We start from the raw sequence: 20,977 nt of genomic DNA on the forward strand, positions 1-20,977 counted from the left end.
ACCCTGAGCATCGATCCGTTTCGTCACGCGCCAAAAAATCAAAGCAAGGGAGACATCGCATGAAAACCGAAACATTGGTATCCGAAAGGCCAGCGTCCTTCCGCTGGATGCAACTGGTCATGGGCATCATCTGCATGGCCATGATCGCCAACCTGCAGTACGGCTGGACCCTGTTCGTCAATCCGCTGTCGGAAGCGCACGGCTGGTCGAAAGCGGCGATCCAGGTAGCGTTTACGATCTTCATCCTGACCGAAACCTGGCTGGTCCCGATCGAGGGCTGGGCGGTCGACAAATGGGGGCCGCGCCCGGTGGTGCTGTTCGGCGGCCTGTTGTGCGGCATCGGCTGGGTGATGAACTCATTCGCTTCGACGCTGTTCGTGCTGTACGTCGCCGCCGCCATCAGCGGCATCGGCGCCGGCGCGGTGTACGGCACCTGCGTCGGCTCGGCCCTGAAATGGTTTCCCGACCGGCGCGGCCTGGCGGCAGGCCTGACCGCGGCCGGCTTCGGCGCCGGTTCGGCAGCCACCATCATTCCGATCTCGAAAATGATCGAGAGCAGCGGCTATGCCGACACCTTTCTCTACTTCGGCATCGGCCAGGGCCTGGTGGTGATCCTGCTGGCCCTCATGATGGCGCGTCCGCCGCACCAGGGCGCCGCCAGCACCAAGAAGAAGAACCCGCACGTGCTGCAGACCACGGCCAACTTCACGCCCTCGCAGATCGTGCGCACGCCGGTGTTCTGGGTGATGTACGTGATGTTCGTGCTGGTCGCCGCCGGCGGCCTGATGGCCACCGCGCAGATGGGACCGATCGCGAAAGACTTCGCCATCGACGGCGTGAAATTCAACGTGATGGGCATGGTGCTGCCGGCACTGACCTTCGCCCTGGCGATCGACCGCGTGCTGAACGGCCTGACGCGTCCCTTCTTCGGCTGGGTATCGGACCGGATCGGCCGCGAGCAGACCATGTTCATCGCGTTTGCGCTGGAATCGGTCGGCATCATCGCGCTGTACTACCTGGGGCGCGACCCGATCATGTTCGTGATCCTGACCGGCCTGGTGTTCTTTGCCTGGGGCGAGATCTACAGCCTGTTCCCGGCCACCACGGCCGACACCTTCGGCACCCGCAACGCCGCCGGCAACGCCGGCCTGATGTACACCGCCAAGGGAACGGCCTCGATCTTCGTGCCGATCTCGAGCATGATCATGGCCGCCAGCGGCACCTGGGAATCGGTGTTCTTCATCGGCTGCGCGATGAATGCCGCCGCCGCGATCCTGGCCTGGTGGGTGCTGCGCCCGATGCGCAGGCGCTTCATCGAGCAGTCGATCGGTGCGGTCAGCGTGGTCGAGGGCGAGCAGCTTCCCGGCGCCTCCGGCACCGCCCCCGGCGCGGCCGGCGCACGCATGGTCAACTGATCGCGTAGAAGGGGCTTCCCATGATCCAGCACTGGATACGCTTCCTGCACCTCGACACGGTCCGCTTCGGCACCATCGAGGGCGACAAGATCCGGGTCTTCAAGGGCGACATGTTCGACAGTCCGCGCCGCACCGACATCGCGATCAACCTGGCGGAAGCGACGCTGCTCACGCCCGTGGTACCCGGCAAGGTGCTGGCCCTATGGAACAATTATCACGCACTGGGCCGCAAGCTCGGCCTGGCGCCGCCGGGCGAGCCGCTGTACCTGATGAAGCCGCCGAACACGTACCTGGCACCCGGCGCCACGATCCGCAAGCCGCGCGTGGCGGACAGCGGGGCCAAGGTAGCCTTCGAGGGCGAGCTGGCGATCGTGATCGGCAGCACCTGCAGCGGCGTCACGCCGGACAGCGCGCCGGACCACATTTTCGGCTACACCTGCGCCAACGACGTCACGGTGAACGAGATCATCGGGCGCGATCCCACGTTTCCGCAGTGGGTGCGCGCCAAGGGCTTCGATACCTTCTGTCCGTTCGGCCCGGTGGTCGCCACCGGGCTGAACCCGGCGATGCTGGTGGTGCGCACCCTGCTGAATGGCGAGGTGCGCCAGGACTACCCGGTCAACGACATGGTCTTCAGCGCGGCCGAGCTGGTCAGCCGGATCTCGCAGGACATGACGCTCGAACCGGGCGACCTGATCCTGTGCGGCACCTCGGTCGGCGTCGGCTCGATGCGGCCGGGCAGCACGATCGAGGTCGAGATCGACGGCATCGGCACGCTCACCAATCGTTACGAATAAAACGGTTTCCAGTAAAACCAAAGGGGTGTGTCATGAAGATCGCAGTGATAGGGGCGGGCGCCATCGGTGGGCTCGTCGGTGCGAGGCTGGCGCTCGCGGGTGAGGAGGTGAGTTTCATGGTGCGCGGCGCCAACCTGGAGGCCATCCGCGCACGCGGTATCCGGCTGGTGGAAATGGATGGCGAGGCGAAGACCGCGACACAGGTCAAGGCCTTCGACGACTATGCCGCCGCCGGGCCGCAGGACATCGTCGTGCTGGCGGTGAAGGCGCACCAGGTGGCGGGCGTGGCGGGCCGCATCGGCCAGCTGTTCGGGCCGGACACGACCGTGGTGACCATGCAGAACGGCATACCGTTCTGGTACTTCCACCGCCACGGCGGCGAGTACGAGGGCCGCAGCGTGCACAGCGTCGATGCGGATGGGGCGCTGGCACGGGCGATCCCGCCGGAGCGGATCCTGGGCTGCGTGGTGTACCCGGCGGCCGAACTGACGGCGCCGGGCGCGATCCGCCACATCGAGGGCAATCGCTTTCCGCTGGGCGAGCTGGATGGCAGCACCAGCGAACGCGTCGTGCGGGTCAGCGCCTGCTTCGAGCGGGCGGGCTTCAAGTCGCCGGTACTGGACGACATCCGCGCCGAGATCTGGCTGAAGCTGTGGGGGAATCTCTCGTTCAACCCGATCAGCGCGCTGGCGCATTCGACCCTGGTCGACATCTGCCAGTACCCGCTCACGCGCGAGCTGGCGGCCAACATGATGCGCGAGGCGGAAGGGGTGGCGGCGCGGCTGGGGATCTCGTTCCGCGTCAGCCTGGAGCGGCGCATCGCCGGCGCCGAAAAGATCGGCAAGCACAAGACCTCGATGCTGCAGGACGTGGAAGCGGGCCGCGAGCCGGAGATCGATGCCTTGGTCGGCTCGGTGATCGAACTGGCGCGCATGACCGGCACGCCGACGCCGCACATCGATTCGGCCTATGCGCTGATGAAGCTGCTGGAGCAGACGATGGCGCAGGCGCGCGGCGGAGTGCGGCTGCAGGCGGCCGCGCTGGCGTAAAGCGGGCGTAAAAAAACCGGCGGGGCGTTCGGCCCGGCCGGTTGTTCTCGACTACCAGTGACTGGATTACATGCCCCAGGTGTGGGCGCCGTCGTCCTGGTTGTTCGCGCTGAGCTTGTCGCGCAGGTTCAGCTGGAAAAGAAAGGCGATCAGGGCGCCGAAGGAGAACGAAGAACCAGTTTGCTGCGATGCGGTGTTACCGATGCTATTCATGGTGCTGCTCCTTGAAGAGTTCAAAAACGGTAGGGATGACCTATGCCTTTGATTCTACAAGCAGTAGCTGGCCCGTCCAATTGAAGGACGTGATATTCGACATTCGGGCTGTAAATATCTTGCTATGAAAAGAGGCAGAAACCGGTAGTGAAAATAGTTGCGCTACCGCGTTGCAGCAAGGGCACACAGTCAGATCTTGCCCTGGTGCTTCAGGCGGCTCAGCGTTTCCGGCGACAGGTTCAGGTAAGCCGCCAGTTCCTTCTTCGGCAGCCGCTCGAACAGCTCGGGATGCTTGCGGATGAAGCGGTGCACGCGGCCGGGCGCGTCGAGCAGGTGCAGGGTGATGGTGTGGGCCATGATGGCGCTCATCAGGTTCATCACCTCGTGTTCGAAGGCCTGCTTGCCGATGCTGTGGCTCTGCAGGAATTCGACCCACTGGTTGAGCGGCATCTTGGCCACGCGCGCCTTGGTGACGCAGACGATGCTGTAGGGCGTGGGGGTCTTGAGGCACCAGGCGGCATAGCTGGTTTCGATGTCGCGCTCGGCCGAGAAGCGCAGGATCATTTCCTTGGCTTCGTGGTTGGTGACCTGGCGCTTGAGGATGCCGTCGAGGATGAAGTACTGCTCCATCTCGTACACGCCCTGGTTCAGCAGCAGGTCGCCTTTCTGGTGGTTGACGACCGTGAGGTAGGGCTCGAGCGCGGCCATTTCACTGTCGCGCAATGTCTTGAGAATGACATTCTGCTTCAGCTGCACACGAATGATATTGCGTTCCGGGTGATTGGCAATGAGCGTCATGGCGAATCGGAGATTGTCAGGCGTCCCGACATCATGCGGCGAAACTTGACCGTGGTCAATGATTCAAATCAGAGGGCATCGCTATGATGATTTCAGCTCAAAACACCTGGCCAGGTCACCCGGAGCAACGATCAAAACACTGGAGACAATCATGACCCATAACGTATCGGTGGAAGTCACCGACGGCTTCCACCTGGTGATCGACGCGCTCAAGCACAACGACATCGACACGATCTTCGGCCTGGTCGGCATTCCGATCACCGACCTGGCCCGCCTGGCGCAAGCCGAGGGGATGCGCTTCATCGGCTTCCGCCACGAACAGAACGCGGGCAATGCCGCCGCCATCGCCGGCTTCATCACCCAAAAGCCGGGCATCTGCCTGACCGTGTCGGCGCCGGGCTTCCTGAACGGCCTGACGGCGCTGGCGAACGCCACCACCAACTGCTTCCCGATGATCCTGATCTCCGGGTCCAGCGAGCGCGAGATCGTCGACCTGCAGCAGGGCGACTACGAAGAGATGGACCAGCTCAACGCGGCGAAACCGTATGCGAAGGCGGCCTACCGCATCAACAAGGCGGAAGACATCGGCATCGGCGTGGCACGTGCGATCCGCGCCGCGGTGTCGGGCCGGCCGGGCGGCGTCTACCTCGACCTGCCGGCGCAGCTGCTGGCGCAGACCATCGAGACCGCGCACGCCAAGCGCTCGCTGGTGAAAGTCGTGGATCCGGTGCCGCGCCAGATCCCGGCACCGGATGCGGTGCAGCGCGCGCTGGCGCTGCTGAAGGGTGCGCAGAAGCCGCTGATCCTGCTCGGCAAGGGCGCCGCCTATGCCCAGGCCGACGACGAGATCCGCGCACTGGTCGAGCGCACCGGCATCCCGTATTTGCCGATGTCGATGGCCAAGGGCCTGCTGCCCGACACCCACGCGCAATCGGCCTCCGCCGCGCGCTCCTACGTGCTGGCCGAAGCCGACGTCGTGGTGCTGATCGGCGCCCGCCTGAACTGGCTGCTGGCGCACGGCAAGGGCAAAACCTGGGGCAAGCCGAAACAGTTTATCCAGATCGACATCGCGCCCACCGAAATCGACAGCAACGTGGCGATCGCGGCGCCGCTGATCGGCGACGTCGGCTCCTGCGTGGCGGCGCTGCTGCAGGGCCTCGATGGTGCCGGCATCGGGCGTGCCGATGGCGAGTGGGTGCAATCGATAAGCCAGCGCAAGGAACAGAACCAGGCCAAGATGGCGGCGCTGCTGGACAAGAACCCGGAGCCGATGAATTTTCATAGCGCGCTGCGCGCGATCCGCGACGTGCTGCGCGAGCACCCGGACATCAACCTGGTCAACGAAGGCGCCAACACGCTCGACTACGCCCGCAGCATCATCGACCAGTACCAGCCCCGCAAGCGTTTCGACTCGGGCACCTGGGGCATCATGGGCATCGGCATGGGCTACGCCATCGGCGCCGCCGTGGTCAGCGGCAAGCCGGTGGTGGCGGTCGAAGGCGACAGCGCCTTCGGCTTCTCCGGCATGGAACTGGAAACCATCTGCCGCTACCAGCTGCCGGTGACGACCATCGTGTTCAACAACAACGGCGTCTACCGCGGCACCGACGTCAACCCCACCGGCGGCAAGGATGTGGCGCCCACCGTGTTCGTCAAGAACGCCCGCTACGACAAGATGATCGAGGCCTTCGGGGGCATCGGCTACCACGCCACCACGCCGGAAGAACTCACGCGCGCCCTGAACGAGGCCATCGCGGCCGGCAAGCCGGCGCTGATCAATGCCGTGATCGACGAGACCGCGGGCACCGAGAGCGGTCGCCTGACCAACCTGAATCCGCAGAGCGCAGCCAAGAAGACGCCCTGAAGCGCCGCCCGATTTGCAGACATCGAAGACAATCGACAAGGAGACCCGCATCATGAGCAAACCACTGGAAGGCATCAAGATCATCGACTTCACGCACGTGCAGGCAGGGCCGGCGTGCACGCAAATGCTGGCCTGGTTCGGCGCCGACGTGATCAAGGTCGAGCGCCCGGGCGCCGGCGACGTCACCCGCTCCCAGCTGCGCGACATCCCGGGCGTCGACGCCCTGTATTTCACCATGTTGAACAGCAATAAGCGTTCGCTGACGCTGGACACCAAGACCGCCGAGGGCAAGGAAATCCTGACGAAGCTGATCAAGGAATCCGACGTGCTGGTCGAGAACTTCGGCCCCGGCGCCCTCGACCGCATGGGCTTTACCTGGGAACACATCAGGGAACTGAACCCCGGCATGATCGTCGCTTCCGTCAAAGGCTTCAGCGAAGGCCACCATTACGAAGACCTGAAGGTGTATGAAAACGTGGCCCAGTGCGCCGGTGGCGCCGCCTCGACCACCGGCTTCGACGACGGTCCGCCGACCGTGTCCGCCGCCGCGCTGGGCGACAGCAACACCGGGATGCACCTGGCGATCGGCATCCTGACCGCGCTGCGTGCGCGCGACAAGACCGGTAAAGGCCAGAAGGTGGCGGTGTCGATGCAGGACAGCGTGCTGAACCTGTGCCGCGTCAAGATGCGCGACCAGCAGCGCCTGGACCGCGTTGGCTACCTGGAAGAGTATCCGCAATACCCGCACGGAAGCTTCTCGGACGTGGTGCCGCGCGGCGGCAATGCGGGCGGCGGCGGCCAGCCGGGCTGGGTCCTGAAGTGCAAGGGCTGGGAGACCGACCCCAACGCGTATATCTACTTCACGATCCAGGGCCATGCCTGGGCGCCGATCTGCCGCGCCATCGGCAAGGAAGAATGGATCGACGATCCGGCCTACATGACGGCTCAAGCGCGCCAGGACAAGATCTTCGACATCTTCGCCGTCATCGAGGACTGGCTGAAAGATAAAACCAAGTTCGAGGCGGTCGACATCCTGCGCAAGTTCGACATCCCGTGCTCGCCGGTGCTGACGATGAAGGAACTGGCCAACGATCCGTCGCTGCGCGCCAGCGGCACCATCGTCGAAGTCGACCACAAGGAACGCGGCAAGTATCTCACCGTGGGCAGCCCGATCAAGTTCTCGGACCTGAAGGTGGACATCAAGGGGTCGCCGCTGCTGGGCGAGCACACCGACGAGATCCTGGAAAGCATGGGCTACAGCCAGCAGCAGATCGCGGCCCTGCACGAGCGGCGCGTGGTGTGATCGTGGCGCAGCTCGATTTCGAGCAGTTGGTGCAGGCCTTCGGCGACGGCGTGATCGTCTGCGACGCCGCCGGCACCATCGTGTTCTGGAACGACGCGGCCACCCGCATCTTCGGTTTCACGCAAGAAGATGCGCTCGGCCAGTCGCTCGACCTGATCGTCCCCCAGCGCCAGCAGGAGCGGCACTGGGACGGCTATCACAAGACGATGGCGACCGGCGAGACGCGCTACGGCACCGACCTGCTGCGGGTGCCGGCGCTGCACAAGGAAGGCAAGCCGCTGTCGATCGCGTTCACGGTGGCGCTGCTGCATGGGCCTGACGGCAAGGTATCCGGGATCGCCGCGGTGGTGCGCGACGACACCGCGCGCTGGAACGACGAGCGCGCCTTGAAGGCGCGCGTGCGCGAGCTGGAGACGGCGCTGCGCTGAGTTTTGTGTACGGGCGGATATGCGTGCCGGGCAGGACGCGTATCCGCTAATATGCTGCCAACAAGTTATCACCGGCAGCCTCATGAACCAATACCGCAACAACCACGATTCCGATTCCGACAGTCAACTCGGCGACGACGACGCCTTCCTCGAACACGACCTGAAACTGGCCGCGCGCGGCGCCGAGCTGGTCAAGCTCGAAGGCCGCGTATTCCTGCGTTTTTCGGGTGCGGTGCGGGTCGACGGCCTGCACGTCGAATACCGCCTGGTGCCGGCGCGCGGCGTGCTGGCCAAGCCGAGCAAATGGCGCAAGATGGACCTCGCTGCGCGGCGCGAACTGATCGAGGAACGCGCCACGCGCGACGCCATGGATGACCTCAACCAGGAAGTCGAGGAATTCGTGCGCGACGTCGCCGACCAGTGCGAGGAGGCGGGATTCGATCCGATGCTGTTCCTGCACGTGCTGGAAGAACTGGAGACGTCGGAGCCGGCCGAATACGTGTTCGGCCGCATCCAGCAGCGCCTCGAGCACGCCGTCGAGCGCGAGCAGGAAGAGCGCCACGCCGCGCGCACCAAGGAAAGCATCAACCTGGCCGAATACCCGGCGTCGTTCGAGACCGCGCGCAAGATGGCGCGCCGTTTCATCGCCCTGCTGGGTCCCACCAACTCGGGTAAGACCCACAAGGCGATGGAAGCGCTGGCGCAGGCCGACAGCGGGGTCTACCTGGCGCCGCTGCGCCTGCTGGCGCTGGAAAACTACGAGCGCCTGCAGAACGTGGTGCGCGAAGATGGCGAGCCGCTCGCCGTCAGCCTGATCACTGGCGAGGAGCGGCGCCTGGCCGAGAACGCGACCCACGTCGCCAGCACCGTGGAGATGCTGGATACGAAGACGCCAGTACAGGTGGCGGTGATCGACGAAATCCAGATGCTGGCCGACCGCGACCGCGGCGCCGCCTGGACCGCCGCCGTGTGCGGCGCGCCGGCTTCGGTTGTCTACCTGGTCGGGGCGCCGGAAGCGAGAAGGGCGATCGAGGCGCTGGCCGAGCGCCTGGAGTGTCCGCTCGAAGTGCACGTGCTGAAACGCAAGGCGCCGCTGTCGATGGAGCCTTCGGCCGTCCGTAAAATCCGCAACCTGCGGCGCGGCGATGCGGTGATCGCCTTCTCGCGCCGCAACGTGCTGATGTGGCGCGACATGATCACCGAGATGGGACTGTCGGTGGCGACCGTGTACGGCAACCTGTCGCCGGAAGTGCGGCGTGCCCAGGCCGAGCGTTTCCGCGAAGGGCAGGCCGACATCGTGGTCGGTACCGATGCCATCGCCATGGGCTTGAACATGCCGATCCAGCGCATCGTGATGACGACCGCGGTCAAGTACAACGGCTACGAAGAGGAAGAGATTTCGGCGGCGCTGGCCAGGCAGATCGCCGGCCGCGCCGGGCGCTACGGCGTGCATGAAGAGGGCTTCGTTGCCGGCTACGACGACGATACCCACGAGATCATGCGCTCGCTGATGAAGGAAAAGATCCCGCCGGTCAAGGCCAGCGGTTTTGCGGTAGCACCTTCGATCGAGCAATTGCACAGGATTTCGTCGGTGACCGGCGAAACCTCGCTGGTGAAACTATTAAAACGCTTCGTCCACAACATCGACGTGCCGGACGGCTTTTTTTATCCGCGCATTACCGAGGAACAGAACGAGCGCGCCGAGTGGCTCGATACGCTGGACCTGAGCGTGGCCGACAAATTCACGCTGTCTCTGGTGCCGATCTCGACCAGGGTGCCGGCGCTGGAAACCGCCTGGACCCACTGGGCGCAATCGCTGGCCCGTAAAAAGGTGTGTAAGCTGCAGGTACAGGAGCAGGAATTGTTCTGGCAGAACCTGCAGGAAGTCGAGGATACCTGCCGCATGTATTCGGCTTATGCCTGGCTCGCCTACCGCATGCCGGAATACTTTCCGAGCCTCGAGCTGGCGCAGCAGCTGGCAAGGGAGGCGTCGGAGCGGGTCGATGCGCTGTTGCAGCAGCAGAATGCGGCGGCGCGCAAGCGGCAGTCGAAGAAGGAGAAGGGGCGCTGGTAAGGCGGGCGCTCAGCGCCGAGCCCACTTATTTACCCTGCACCACCTTGCCGACCGCTTCCAGCCATGCTTGCCACAGGGCCGGGTCGGCCGGGCGGCCATCCGCGCCGAGCCGGTATTCGCTGACCAGGTCGGCCAGGTCGCTGGATTCGGTGAGTTCCACTTCGCGCTGCAGGAAAGCCAGCATCGCCTGGTAAGCCTGCGCCGCCGTGATGCTGTCGTTGTGTTGGTCCATCGCCGCCTCCGGGCCTGATCGATCGGGATCGACAGTGTAACGCCGGCATGGCATGCACAGCGCCCGGCTCGGCGCCCCCGGCCCGGCGCCCCCGGCTAGGCGCCCCCGGCTAGGGCAGGCAGCTGGACGCGATCCCCGTGCCGCCGAGGCCGGCAAGCGGAATATCCGATGGCGGATAACCATTGCCCAGCACCATGGTCTGGCCACCGTCGTAGCGCAGAGTCAATTCATCGCCGGAATAGTCGGGCAAGCCGCGCGGGATATAAATGGCGAAGCGGTAATCCAGTCCGCCATAAAAGCCGTGCCGGAAGACCTGGCTCGACGGACCTTCCTGGATTTCCATGGCGATGGCCTGGGCAATGGCCGGGGTGTCGGCGCGGGTATTCAGGTCGGTCGTGTTGTCGAGACGCAGGGTCCAGGGACGCAGCGGTCCGAAGTCTTGCTTGCCGTAGCGCACATGGAAACGGTCGACGTCGAAATAGAAGCTGGGAACATACGCGCCGCTCGCATCCACGCTGCACAGCAGGAATACGGCCCAGAATCCCTGCGATTCCAGCGGCAGCACCGCGTCCACCGGACTGCTGCGCCGCGCTAGAACCAGAGGGCTGGAAAAATCGATGCGGTGGACGTTGGCGACGTGCTGGTAGTGCAGGACGACCGTGTGACGCAGACCGCGATCGACGCTGGTGCAGCCGGCCGCCAGCAGGCAGGCGAGTGCAGGGGCATACCTGATCAGCTTGCGCATGGATAGTCTCCTTGGCCGCGCCAGTGTGGAACAGCGTCAGCGGGCGCGTCAAGCTTGGAGCAATCGGCCGGGGCGTCTTTGCGCGCGCTCAGGCTTGCGTGTGCAGCGACTTTTCCAGCAGCGCGTGCAGCGAGGCGAAATCGGGCTCGCCCAGGTAGCGCTTGAGGATCTTGCCATCCTTGCCGATGACGAAGGTGGTCGGCGTCATCGCGACGTCGCCGAACTGCCTGGCCAGGTCGCCGCCCGCGTCGAGCGCGACCTTGAACGGCAGCTGGCGCGTGGCCGCATAGTTCAGCACGTAGTCGGGGCGGTCGTAGCTCATCGCCACGGCGACGAATTCCAGGCCTTGTCCCTTGTACTTGTTGTAGGTCTCGACCATCTGCGGCATTTCCTTCACGCAGGTAGTGCAGGAGGTGGCCCAGAAATTGATCATCACGACCTTGCCGCGCAAGTCTTGCGAGCTGATCTTCTGGCCATCGATACCGATGAAGGTGACGTCGGGCGCCTGCTGCTGGCTGAAGACGGCGACGTAGGCGCCGCCGGCAAGCGCCAGCACGGCCGCGCCGATGGCGGCCGGCTTGATCCAGGAACGCGTGGAAGCAGTCATGGTCTCATCTCATCCATAAGAGGGGATGGTCCATTATAGTCCCGCCCCCTCATCCTTGCCGTATCCGGCCAGCGTTTACTGGGCTTGCGCCTGCTGCGGCTGGAGCGAGCGCAGGTCTTCTTCGCTGATGTATTCGAAGATCTTGGTCACGCGCATGACGCCGGCCACACCCTGTGCCACCTGGGCCGCGATATTGCCTTCGCGCTGGGTCACCAGACCCATCAGGTAGACATTGCCGCGTTCGGTCACGACCTTGAACGAGGTGGCCTTGATGGTGTTCTTGTCGGCCAGGCTGAGCTTGACCTTGCTGGTGATCAGCGCATCGCTGGAGCGCGAGGTGTAGCTCGACGGGCCGGCGATTTCCAGTTCGTTGCTCACGGTATCGACGTTGGCGATGCTGCGCACCTCGTTCTCGACCGCGCGCTTCATCGCTTCGTCGCGCACCTCGCCGGTCAGCAGCACCTTGCGGTTGTAGCTGTTGACGTTGACGTGGCCGGCGTCGCCGACGATGCCCGGCAGGCGGGTGTCGGCCTTGACGGCGATCGCCTTGTCTTCGGTCTGCGCGCCCAGCGAGCGGCGGTCGACGGTGGCAAACGCGCCGCCCACGGCGGCGCCCGCCACGACCGCGATGCAGCCTTGCAGCGAAGACAGCAGGGCGACGCACAGCACGGCCTTGGACAGGGGACGCAGCACTTGGAGGGCAGCGGGTTTAACTTGCATCTTCTTCTCCGAACAGGGCGACGTCGAGACCGTCGCAGATACTGTGGATCGCTACCAGGTGCACTTCCTGGATGCGGGCGGTACGCGCATGCTGCACGTTGATGTGGACGTCGGCTTCGGTCAGCAGCTGGCCGAGCTTGCCGCCATCCTTGCCGGTCAGGGCGACGACGCGCATTTCGCGCTCGAGCGCCGCTTCGGCCGCGGCCAGCACGTTGCCGGAGTTACCGGAGGTCGAGATCGCCAGCAGGATGTCGCCGGACTGGCCGAGCGCCTGCACCTGCTTGCTGAAGATCTCGTTGAAACTGTAGTCGTTGCCGACCGCCGTGATGATCGAGGTGTCGGTGCTGAGCGAGATCGCCGGCAGCGGGAAACGCTCGCGCTCGAAGCGGCCAACCAGCTCGGCGGCGAAGTGCTGGGCATCGCCGGCCGAGCCGCCGTTGCCGCAGGCAAGGATCTTGTTGCCATTGGAAAGCGCATTGAACATCAGTTCGATGGCTTCGGAAATGGGTTGTGCCAGCAGCGCGCCCGACTTCAGTTTGAGGTCGGCGCTTTCCTGGAAATGAGCGAGGATGCGTTGAGTATTCATGGTCGAAGATTATAGTGCAGTGGCAACGGCAGACGATCAAGTGCTGCAAAAAATGCTTACACTTGAAAAGGTGGCAAGCCTGCCAGTAAAGGCAGTCCGGTCAGCCCTCGATGGCATTCTTGAGCCATTCAATGCGGCCGCCGTCGATCGCGACGACATCGATGCGGCAGGGCGGCATGCGTGGGCAGCGCTGCAGGTAGACCTGGGCGGCGCGCACGATGCGGCGGATCTTGGCGGGGCCGATGCTGGCCGCGGCACCGACCTGTGCACCGGCGGCGCGCTGGCGGACTTCGACGAAGACCAGGGTGCTGCCTTCGCGCATGATCAAATCGATCTCGCCGAGCTTACACCGGAAATTTGCTTCGATCAGCACCAAACCGTGACGCTGAAGATACAGCTGCGCCGTATTTTCCCACTGCCGACCCTGTTCCTGCTTGTGCGACAGGCGGGCCGGCCACATGTCAGGGTCCCGCTTCGACCGGCGTGAAGTTGCCGTCGCGATAGATGGCAGCCGCTTCGCGCCGGGTCAGGCCGGCGTTGGCGCCGAAGGTCAGCCGGCCGGTGACGCCGTCGATGCTCGACGCTGCCGCGGGCGCCGCAGCCTGCTGCGCGGCGAGCTGGCGTGCAACCAGGAAGGCGTCGATGCCGAGCGCGTACAGGCGCTGCATGTACAGTGGGGTTTCCGGATCGGCCTGGCGCGGGTAGACCATCACGGCCGGGTGGTCCGGCAGCACCAGCCAGGGCAGGTCGACCACGTGGATGCCGTCCAGCTCGGTGGCGCCGAGGCCGGGCGTGCGGCCGGGATTGATCGACGCGCCGCCGTACACGGGCAGCGTGGCGCCGACGAAGGTGCGGACCTGGCGCAATTCGGCCACGTCGACGGCGGCGAACAGCAGCTCGGGCGGATCGACTTCCAGGCGTGCCTTGAGGTCTTGCAACAGGGCCGGGTCGACCCGGCCGTCGCTCGAGGGCAGGGCGAAGCGCTGGCCGGTATGGCCGAGTTCGCTCCAGCGCGCTTCGAAGGCGCCGGCGGCGCGCTGGGCCCAGGCCGGGCTGCCGGTCAGGATCAATACCCGTCCGTGCGGATGTTCGCGCGCCGCCCATTCGGCGGCCTGGCGCGCCTCGTCCTCGATCGACAGGCCGGCGACCAGCATGCGCGGCGGCAGCGTGCCGCGCACTTCGGGGTGGTTCAGGGCGACGGTCGGCTTGTCGGCCTTGCCGCTGGCGATCAGCGCACCAACTGCCGGGCGCGACAGCGGGCCGACGATGATATCGTGGGCGGCGCCGGCGCGCGTGTAGGTGGCCAGCGCCTCGTCGGGATTGTCGCTGGTGGGCACGACGTCGACTTGGATGCCGGCGCCGTCGCGCTCGGCCGCGGCCATGAAGCCGGCACGCACCGCTTCGGCGGCGCCGCCCAGGCTCGGGGAATTCAGCGGCAGCAGCAGGGCGATGCGCGCCGTGCCGGCGGCCGGACTGACGGCAGGATTGGCGGCACGGGCCGTCCCGGCATCCTGGCCGGGCAGGTAGATCGGTGCGGTGCGGACCGGGTCCACCGGTTCGAGCGCCGGTGCAGGAGCGGGTGCCGCTGCGGGCACTTCTGGCGCCAGCACGGCGGAGGCGCGCGGATGCAGGCTTGTGTTTGCGTTGCCGGACGCGCACAATTCCTCCGGCTCGAGGCATACCGTGCTGCAGCCCGACAGCAGCAGGCCAGCGAACAAGCAAGCGAACCATGCGCGCATCAGGCCGGATTCACCGTCCCTGCGCCAGGCCTTGAGACTTTTTATCAGCATCCGATCTCCAAATGACAGAATCCCAGTCCACCCAGATTGCCAACTTGCCCGTACTGGGCGAAGCCGCCCAGCAGTCCTATCCTACCGCAACGCTGTACGTGGTGGCCACACCCATCGGTAACGTCACCGACATCACCCTGCGCGCGCTGCACGTGCTGCTGCTGGCCGACGTGGTGGCCTGCGAAGACACGCGCAAGACCGGTGCCCTGCTCACGCGCTTCGGTTTAGCCAAGCACATGGTCGCGGCGCACCAGCACAACGAACGCGAAGCGGCCGAGAAGCTGATCGCACGCCTGCACGCGGGCGAGCGCGTGGCGCTGGTGTCGGACGCCGGCACCCCGGCCGTGTCCGACCCGGGCGCACGCATCGTCGACGCCGTGCGCGCGGCCGGCCTGAACGTGGTGCCGGTGCCGGGTGCGTCGGCGGCGATCGCGGCGCTGTCCGCCAGCGGCCTGGTGAACGACCGCTTCCATTTTGTCGGCTTCCTGCCGGCCAAGGCCAAGCAGCGCGAATCGGAACTGAGTACGCTCAAGTCGATGGCGGCGACGCTCGTGATCTATGAGGCACCGCATCGCATCGTCGACTGTGTCGAGGCATTGGGAGCAGTGTTCGAGCCGGGACGGCAGGTGGTGTTTGCGCGCGAACTGTCGAAGCTGTTCGAAGAGATCCACCGCTGCACGATCGGCGAGGCGCTGGCCTGGGTCAAGGCCGACGCCAACCGCGAACGCGGCGAGTTCGTGGTGCTGGTCGAGGGCGCGACGCAGGACACCGATGCCGGCGACACCGAGGCCGAGCGCATCCTCAACATCCTGCTGGCCGAGTGCTCGGTGAAGCAGGCGGCCAGCCTGGCGGCGCAAATCACGGGCAAGAAAAAGAACGCGCTGTACGAACGGGCGCTGCAGATCAAGGGCGAGTAGTCGCCGTTTGCAGCGGCGGCGTTCTTCGTACCGGCGCTACGGTTGTGCCGGAAAACCGCATTTGCACCGCATTTGCATATTTATCGGCACTTTCCTTGACCGAATCTATTCGGAAGGCTATGATGACTGTCTTCGGAGTGTAGCGCAGCCCGGTAGCGCATCTGGTTTGGGACCAGAGGGTCCAAGGTTCGAATCCTTGTACTCCGACCAGTATTCAGCAGTAAGCATGAAAAAAGCCGACGAGAAATCGTCGGCTTTTTCATTTCTGCGGCGTCAATTTGTCGGGTGGGCACGGGGTGCCCACCCGACACCATCACCCACCCCTCTTGGCCAACAACGCGTTTCCGACCCGGCTCACGCCCTTGCGCCCGAGCTGCTGCGAAATGAAGGCCCCCGCATCCACCACCTGGTCGAGGTCGATCCCGGTCTCGATCCCGAGACCGTTCAGCATGTAGATCACGTCCTCGGTCGCCACGTTGCCGGTCGCGCCCTTCGCATACGGGCAGCCGCCCAGGCCCGACACCGACGAGTGGAAGATCGCCACGCCGACTTCCAGGCTGGCATAGATGTTCGCCAAGGCCTGGCCGTAGGTATCGTGGAAGTGGCCGGCGATGCGCGCCAGGTCGAAGGCGCGTGCCGCGGTTTCCATCACGGCTTGCGTCTTGCGCGGCGTCGAGACGCCGATGGTGTCGGCGATGTCGATCTCGTCACAGCCCAGGTCGCGCATGCGGCCGACCACGTCGGCCACCGCTTCCAAGGGCACCTCGCCCTGGTAGGGGCAGCCGAACGAACAGCTGATGCTGCCGCGCAGGCGCAAACCGTTGTCCTTTGCTGCGCGCGCCACCGGTTCGAAACGGGCGATCGATTCCGCGATCGAGCAGTTGATGTTCTTCTGCGAAAAGGCTTCCGAGGCCGAGCCGAAGATCACGACTTCATCGGCGCGCGCCGCGAGGGCCGCCTCGAAGCCCTGCATGTTCGGGGTCAGCGCCGAATACAGCGTGTCCGGACGGCGGGTGATGCCGGCCATGACCTCGCTGCTGGTCGCCATCTGCGGGACCCATTTCGGCGAGACGAAGGAAGCCGCCTCGATGTTGGGAAAGCCTGCGCGTGACAGGCGGTCGACCAGTTCGATCTTGACGGCCGCCGATAGCGCTTCCTTTTCGTTCTGCAGCCCGTCGCGCGGGCCGACTTCGACGATCTTGACGTAGCCTGGCAGGTTCATGATGTCAGTATCCTCTCTGAAGGTCGACCACGTCGGCGACCGTCTCGCCCTGGTCGAGCAGCTTGATCTTGGCCGCGATCTGGCGCACGGCTTCCTCGCGCAGCGTGAGCGCGGAAATGTGCGGCGTGATCGTGATGCGCGGCTCGCCCCAGAACGGATGCGGCGCCGGCAGCGGCTCGTTGCGGAACACGTCGAGCGTGGCGCCGGCGATGTGGCCGGCGCGGATCAGCGCCAGCAGGTCCGGTTCGGCCACCAGGGCACCGCGCGCGACGTTGATCAGGTAGGCGCCTTCGGGCAGCCGCGACAGGCGCGCACGGTCGAGCAGGTTGCCCGTCTCCGGCGTCAGCGGCAGCATGCAGACCAGCACCCGGGTGCCGGCCAGGAAGTCGTCCAGCTGGTCCATGCCGGCGTAGCAGGCGACGCCGGGCAAGTCTTTCGGCGTGCGGCTCCAGCCGCGCACCGGAAAGCCGAGCTGGCGCAGCGTGCGCACCACCGGTGCGCCGAGCTTGCCGAGGCCCAGCACGCCGACCGTGAAGGTCTTCTTGTCCTGCAGCGCGAGCGGGCGCCAGAGGCCCTCGCGCGCCTGCCGTTCGTAATCGTCGAAACGGCGGAAGTAGCGCAGCACCGCATGCGCGACGTAGTCCGCCATCTGCTCGGCCATGCCGGCATCGCCCAGGCGGACGATCGGCACCGGCGGCAGGGCATCGCCGAATTTCAGCAGGGCGTCGACCCCGGCGCCCATCAGGAAAATCGCTTTCACATTCCAGAGCTGGTCGAGCAGGGCGGGCGTCGGTGCCCACAGCACGGCGTAGTCACACGGCGCGGCGCGTTCCCCTTCCTGCCAGACCACGGTCTCGGCATGCGGCAGCTCGGCGGCGAAGTCACGGGCCCACGCCTCGATGACGCCATCGCCCCGATACAGCAAGATGCGCATGGTTGTTGTCCCCTAATTATTTATATTATTTATTGCGTTTTGCATCAGGCCGCTGCCTTGAAGGCCAGCAGCGGCGCACCGTCGGCCACCTGGTCGCCGACCTGGTACAGGATTTCCTCGACCAGGCCGTCGCTCGGCGCCGCGATCGTGTGTTCCATCTTCATGGCTTCCATGATCACCAGCGGCTCGCCCTTCTTGACCTGCTGGCCGCCGCTGGCGATCACCGCCACCACCTTGCCCGGCATCGGCGCGGTCAGGCGTCCGCCCGCGGCTTCGTGCTCGCCGGCATGGGCCAGCGGATCTTCCCACGCCAGCACATGGTGCAGGCCGCCGCTGAACACGTGTACCAGCTCGCCCTCGCGCCGCACCGTGCCCTGCACCGCATGGCCGTCCAGGCGCAGCGCATGGCGGCTGCCGCTGCGTGCGACCGGCGCCAGCGCATGCTTGTTGCCGTCGAGGTCGAGCGTCCAGCCTTTCGGATGATACGTCACGCCCAGTGCATAGGCTTTGCTGCCGAGCGTGGCCACTGCATACTCGTCCGTGAACGACAATTGACGGCGATAGGTGCCGTTCATGCGCCAGCCGTGCGTATGCGTCCACGGATCGGTCGGCTGGCCGTGTCGGGCTTGCCCTTGCTCATCCGCAAGCAGGGCGGCGGCGGCCAGTGCCAGCACACTGACCGGGGCCGGACCGGCGGCCGGGAACAGCGTCGCACTGTTGCGCTCGATCAAACCGGTGTCGAGATCGGCGCTCGCAAATGCCTGGCCCTCGACCAGGCGTTTCAGGAAGGCGATGTTGGTGGCCAGGCCGACGATGTGGAATTCGCTGAGTGCCTGCGCCATGCGCGCCAGCGCCTGCGCGCGGTCGGCGCCCCAGACGATCAGCTTGGCGATCATCGGGTCGTAGAACGGAGAAATGGCATCGCCTTCGCGCACGCCCGAATCGATGCGCACGGCAGCAGGCAGTCCCGCCGTGCCGCCCAGTTCGAAGGCGACGTGCGCCGGCGTGGCCATGTAGTGCAGGGTGCCGATCGACGGCAAGAAACCCTTCTCGGGATTCTCGGCATACACGCGCGCTTCGATCGCGTGGCCGTGGATCGCCAGTTCGTGCTGCTGCTTCGGCAGCGGCTCGCCAAAGGCCACGCGCAGCTGCCATTCGACCAGGTCGGTGCCGGTGATCATTTCGGTCACCGGATGCTCGACCTGCAGGCGCGTGTTCATTTCCATGAAATAGAACGAACCGTCCTGGTTGGCGATGAATTCAACGGTGCCGGCGCCGACGTAGCCGACCGCGCGCGCCGCCGCCACAGCAGCCTCGCCCATCGCGGCGCGGCGCTCCGGCGGCATGCCGGGCGCCGGCGCTTCTTCCAGCACTTTCTGGTGGCGGCGCTGCACCGAGCAGTCGCGCTCGTGCAGGTAGACGCAGTTGCCGTGGGTGTCGGCAAACACCTGGATCTCGATATGGCGCGGACGCTGCAGGTATTTTTCGACCAGCACCTTGTCGTCGCCGAACGAGCTGATCGCTTCACGCTTGCAGGAGGCCAGCGCCGCCTGGAAATCGTCGGACCGTTCCACCACGCGCATGCCCTTGCCGCCGCCGCCGGCGCTGGCCTTGAGCAGCACCGGATAGCCGATGCGGTCGGCCTCGCGCTGCAGCAGGGCCGGGTCCTGGTCGTCGCCGTGGTAGCCCGGCACCAGCGGCACCCTGGCACCTTCCATCAGCTGCTTGGCGGCCGATTTCGAACCCATCGCCCGCATCGAGCTGCCCGGCGGGCCGATGAACACCAGGCCGGCGGCGGCGCAGGCTTGCGCGAATTCGGCGTTCTCCGACAGGAAGCCGTAGCCCGGATGGATCGCCTGCGCGCCATGGGCCCTGGCCACCTCGATGATCCTGTCGCCGCGCAGGTAGCTGTCCTTGGCGGCCGCGGGGCCGATCAGGACGGCTTCGTCGCAGACGGCGACGTGCTTGGCGCCGGCGTCGGCTTCCGAATAGACGGCAACGGTACGGATGCCCAGCCGGCGCGCGGTGGCCGCGACCCGGCAGGCGATTTCGCCACGGTTGGCGATCAGGATCTTGGTGAACATGTGGTGTCTCGTTTATTTAGTTTTAAGTGTTATCCGTGAGACCGTCGCCCCTGCGAAGGCAGGGGTCCAAGTTTGCAACTGAGCCACGAACTTGGATCCCTGCCTTCGCAGGGACGACGGTTCTACGTGCGCGGCTCTCATGTATCTAACTTCAATCAGCAGCCGCAACGCTCCTTCGGCGCCGACTCCAGCGTCGCCGAACGCGTCTTGAGGCCCAGCTTTTCCAGCAGCGCGCGGTCCTCGTCCGCTTCCGGGTTGTTGGTGGTCAGCAGCTTGTCGCCGTAGAAGATCGAATTCGCGCCGGCCATGAAGCACATCGCCTGCACCGCTTCGCCCAGCTGGCGGCGCCCGGCCGACAAACGCACGCGCGCCTTCGGCATGGTGATGCGGGCCACGGCGATGGTACGCACGAATTCGATCGGGTCCAGCGGCGGCAGGCCGTGCAGCGGGGTACCCTCGACCTGCACCAGGTGGTTGACCGGGACCGATTCCGGATACGGGTTCATGTTGGCCAGCTGGGCGATCAGGCCGGCGCGCTGGGCCCGGGTCTCGCCCATGCCGACGATGCCGCCGCAGCAGACTTTCAGGCCGGCGTCGCGCACGCGGCCGAGGGTATCCAGGCGGTCGTGGTAGTCGCGGGTCGAGATGATGTCGCCGTAGAAGTCGGGAGCGGTGTCGATGTTGTGGTTGTAGTAATCGAGGCCGGCCTGTTTCAGCTGCTCGGCCTGGCCCTCTTCCAGCATGCCCAGCGTGGCGCAGGTTTCCATGCCCAGCGCTTTCACGCCGCGCACCATCGCTTCGACCTTTTCCATGTCGCGCTCTTTCGGGCTGCGCCAGGCGGCGCCCATGCAGAAGCGGGTCGCGCCCTTGGCCTTGGCTTCGCTGGCTGCAGCCAGCACGACGTCGAGGTCGAGGATTTTTTTCGCTTCGACGCCGGTGTCGTAGCGCGCCGCCTGCGGGCAGTAGCCGCAGTCTTCTTCGCAGCCGCCGGTCTTGATCGACAGCAGCGTGGCCAGTTCGACGTCGCCGTCGGGGAAGTTGGCGCGGTGCGCCTGCTGGGCGCGGAACATCAGTTCCGGCATCGGCAGGTCGAACAGGGCCAGCACGTCGGGCAGCGGCCAGGTGGCGTCCTTGGGCAGGGTGACCGGTGCGACCGGCGGGTGGAGGTTGATGACTTGCGACATAAAAGTTCCTTGTTT

General features: G+C 65.6%; 21 protein-coding genes and 1 tRNA gene. 9 read left to right on the forward strand and 13 right to left on the reverse strand.

Annotated elements, in window-relative coordinates:
• The first annotated feature begins 59 nt into the window (after positions 1-59).
• From oxlT to FBX97_RS22015, 3 genes are read left to right on the forward strand one after another with little or no spacing between them, the layout of a single operon-like run.
• A complete protein-coding gene (gene oxlT, locus FBX97_RS22005) occupies positions 60-1,415 on the forward strand; it encodes an oxalate/formate MFS antiporter (RefSeq protein WP_141836599.1) in 1,356 nt (451 codons plus the stop codon).
• A 20-nt stretch (positions 1,416-1,435) separates the two neighbouring features.
• Positions 1,436-2,212, forward strand: a complete 777-nt coding sequence (locus FBX97_RS22010; RefSeq protein WP_141836601.1) for a fumarylacetoacetate hydrolase family protein — start codon at positions 1,436-1,438, stop codon at positions 2,210-2,212.
• 32 nt (positions 2,213-2,244) lie between these two features.
• Positions 2,245-3,261 (forward strand): 2-dehydropantoate 2-reductase, encoded by a 1,017-nt coding sequence (locus FBX97_RS22015; protein WP_141836603.1) that lies wholly within the window; start codon positions 2,245-2,247, stop codon positions 3,259-3,261.
• 66 nt (positions 3,262-3,327) lie between these two features.
• On the opposite strand, the gene FBX97_RS29675 is transcribed toward FBX97_RS22015, so the two are convergent.
• On the reverse strand, positions 3,328-3,474 hold the full coding sequence (locus FBX97_RS29675; protein ID WP_185748688.1) for a hypothetical protein: 147 nt from the start codon (positions 3,472-3,474) through the stop codon (positions 3,328-3,330).
• Between the two features lie 189 nt (positions 3,475-3,663).
• On the reverse strand, positions 3,664-4,272 hold the full coding sequence (locus tag FBX97_RS22020) for a Crp/Fnr family transcriptional regulator (protein WP_141836605.1): 609 nt from the start codon (positions 4,270-4,272) through the stop codon (positions 3,664-3,666).
• Between the two features lie 151 nt (positions 4,273-4,423).
• Between FBX97_RS22020 and oxc the strand changes: the two genes are divergently transcribed.
• The 4 genes from oxc to FBX97_RS22040 all read left to right on the forward strand — a co-directional run bounded on the left by oxc (position 4,424) and on the right by FBX97_RS22040 (position 9,941).
• The gene (oxc, locus tag FBX97_RS22025; RefSeq protein ID WP_141836607.1) at positions 4,424-6,136 is read left to right on the forward strand and encodes an oxalyl-CoA decarboxylase; all 1,713 of its coding nucleotides are present in this window, start codon (positions 4,424-4,426) and stop codon (positions 6,134-6,136) included.
• A gap of 52 nt (positions 6,137-6,188) precedes the next feature.
• Positions 6,189-7,439 (forward strand): formyl-CoA transferase, encoded by a 1,251-nt coding sequence (gene frc / locus FBX97_RS22030; protein WP_141836608.1) that lies wholly within the window; start codon positions 6,189-6,191, stop codon positions 7,437-7,439.
• Positions 7,439-7,867 (forward strand): PAS domain-containing protein, encoded by a 429-nt coding sequence (locus FBX97_RS22035; RefSeq protein ID WP_141837122.1) that lies wholly within the window; start codon positions 7,439-7,441, stop codon positions 7,865-7,867. Before frc ends, FBX97_RS22035 begins: the two co-directional genes overlap by 1 nt.
• 82 nt (positions 7,868-7,949) lie before the next feature.
• Complete coding sequence (locus tag FBX97_RS22040) at positions 7,950-9,941, forward strand: helicase-related protein (RefSeq protein WP_141836610.1); 1,992 nt, start codon at positions 7,950-7,952, stop codon at positions 9,939-9,941.
• 25 nt (positions 9,942-9,966) lie between these two features.
• Here FBX97_RS22040 and FBX97_RS22045 read toward each other — a convergent pair whose 3' ends face one another.
• From FBX97_RS22045 to FBX97_RS22075, 7 genes are all read right to left on the reverse strand, one after another.
• Positions 9,967-10,173, reverse strand: coding sequence for a hypothetical protein (locus tag FBX97_RS22045; protein WP_141836612.1), 207 nt, complete (start codon positions 10,171-10,173; stop codon positions 9,967-9,969).
• Between the two features lie 109 nt (positions 10,174-10,282).
• Positions 10,283-10,918 (reverse strand): hypothetical protein, encoded by a 636-nt coding sequence (locus tag FBX97_RS22050; protein WP_141836614.1) that lies wholly within the window; start codon positions 10,916-10,918, stop codon positions 10,283-10,285.
• A gap of 88 nt (positions 10,919-11,006) precedes the next feature.
• Entirely contained in the window at positions 11,007-11,525 is a 519-nt protein-coding gene (locus FBX97_RS22055; RefSeq protein ID WP_141836615.1) for a peroxiredoxin, read from the reverse strand.
• A gap of 75 nt (positions 11,526-11,600) precedes the next feature.
• On the reverse strand, positions 11,601-12,245 hold the full coding sequence (locus FBX97_RS22060) for a BON domain-containing protein (protein WP_141836617.1): 645 nt from the start codon (positions 12,243-12,245) through the stop codon (positions 11,601-11,603).
• The gene (locus FBX97_RS22065; protein ID WP_141836619.1) at positions 12,235-12,831 is read right to left on the reverse strand and encodes a phosphoheptose isomerase; all 597 of its coding nucleotides are present in this window, start codon (positions 12,829-12,831) and stop codon (positions 12,235-12,237) included. The genes FBX97_RS22060 and FBX97_RS22065 overlap by 11 nt, the downstream gene beginning before the upstream one ends.
• A 100-nt stretch (positions 12,832-12,931) precedes the next feature.
• Entirely contained in the window at positions 12,932-13,291 is a 360-nt protein-coding gene (locus tag FBX97_RS22070; RefSeq protein WP_141836621.1) for a YraN family protein, read from the reverse strand.
• Position 13,292: 1 nt separating this feature from the next.
• Positions 13,293-14,621, reverse strand: coding sequence for a penicillin-binding protein activator (locus FBX97_RS22075; protein WP_141836623.1), 1,329 nt, complete (start codon positions 14,619-14,621; stop codon positions 13,293-13,295).
• Positions 14,622-14,632: 11 nt separating this feature from the next.
• Between FBX97_RS22075 and rsmI the strand changes: the two genes are divergently transcribed.
• Positions 14,633-15,538, forward strand: coding sequence for a 16S rRNA (cytidine(1402)-2'-O)-methyltransferase (rsmI, locus tag FBX97_RS22080; RefSeq protein WP_141836625.1), 906 nt, complete (start codon positions 14,633-14,635; stop codon positions 15,536-15,538).
• 133 nt (positions 15,539-15,671) lie between these two features.
• Positions 15,672-15,748 (forward strand) — tRNA-Pro (locus FBX97_RS22085).
• A 103-nt stretch (positions 15,749-15,851) separates the two neighbouring features.
• Here FBX97_RS22085 and FBX97_RS22090 read toward each other — a convergent pair.
• The 4 genes from FBX97_RS22090 to bioB all read right to left on the reverse strand — a co-directional run bounded on the left by FBX97_RS22090 (position 15,852) and on the right by bioB (position 20,962).
• Positions 15,852-16,760, reverse strand: coding sequence for a hydroxymethylglutaryl-CoA lyase (locus tag FBX97_RS22090; RefSeq protein ID WP_141836627.1), 909 nt, complete (start codon positions 16,758-16,760; stop codon positions 15,852-15,854).
• Positions 16,761-16,764: 4 nt separating this feature from the next.
• Positions 16,765-17,694 (reverse strand): glyoxylate/hydroxypyruvate reductase A, encoded by a 930-nt coding sequence (locus tag FBX97_RS22095; RefSeq protein WP_141836629.1) that lies wholly within the window; start codon positions 17,692-17,694, stop codon positions 16,765-16,767.
• A gap of 44 nt (positions 17,695-17,738) precedes the next feature.
• Positions 17,739-19,778 carry an acetyl/propionyl/methylcrotonyl-CoA carboxylase subunit alpha gene (locus tag FBX97_RS22100; protein ID WP_141836631.1) on the reverse strand — a complete coding sequence of 680 codons (2,040 nt, stop codon included), beginning with the start codon at positions 19,776-19,778 and terminating at the stop codon, positions 17,739-17,741.
• A 155-nt stretch (positions 19,779-19,933) separates the two neighbouring features.
• Positions 19,934-20,962: a biotin synthase BioB gene (bioB, locus tag FBX97_RS22105; RefSeq protein ID WP_141836633.1), complete on the reverse strand. Its 1,029-nt coding sequence runs from the start codon at positions 20,960-20,962 to the stop codon at positions 19,934-19,936.
• Positions 20,963-20,977 lie beyond the last annotated feature (15 nt).

This window comes from Herbaspirillum sp. SJZ107, assembly GCF_006715485.1.
GTDB lineage: Bacteria > Pseudomonadota > Gammaproteobacteria > Burkholderiales > Burkholderiaceae_D > Telluria.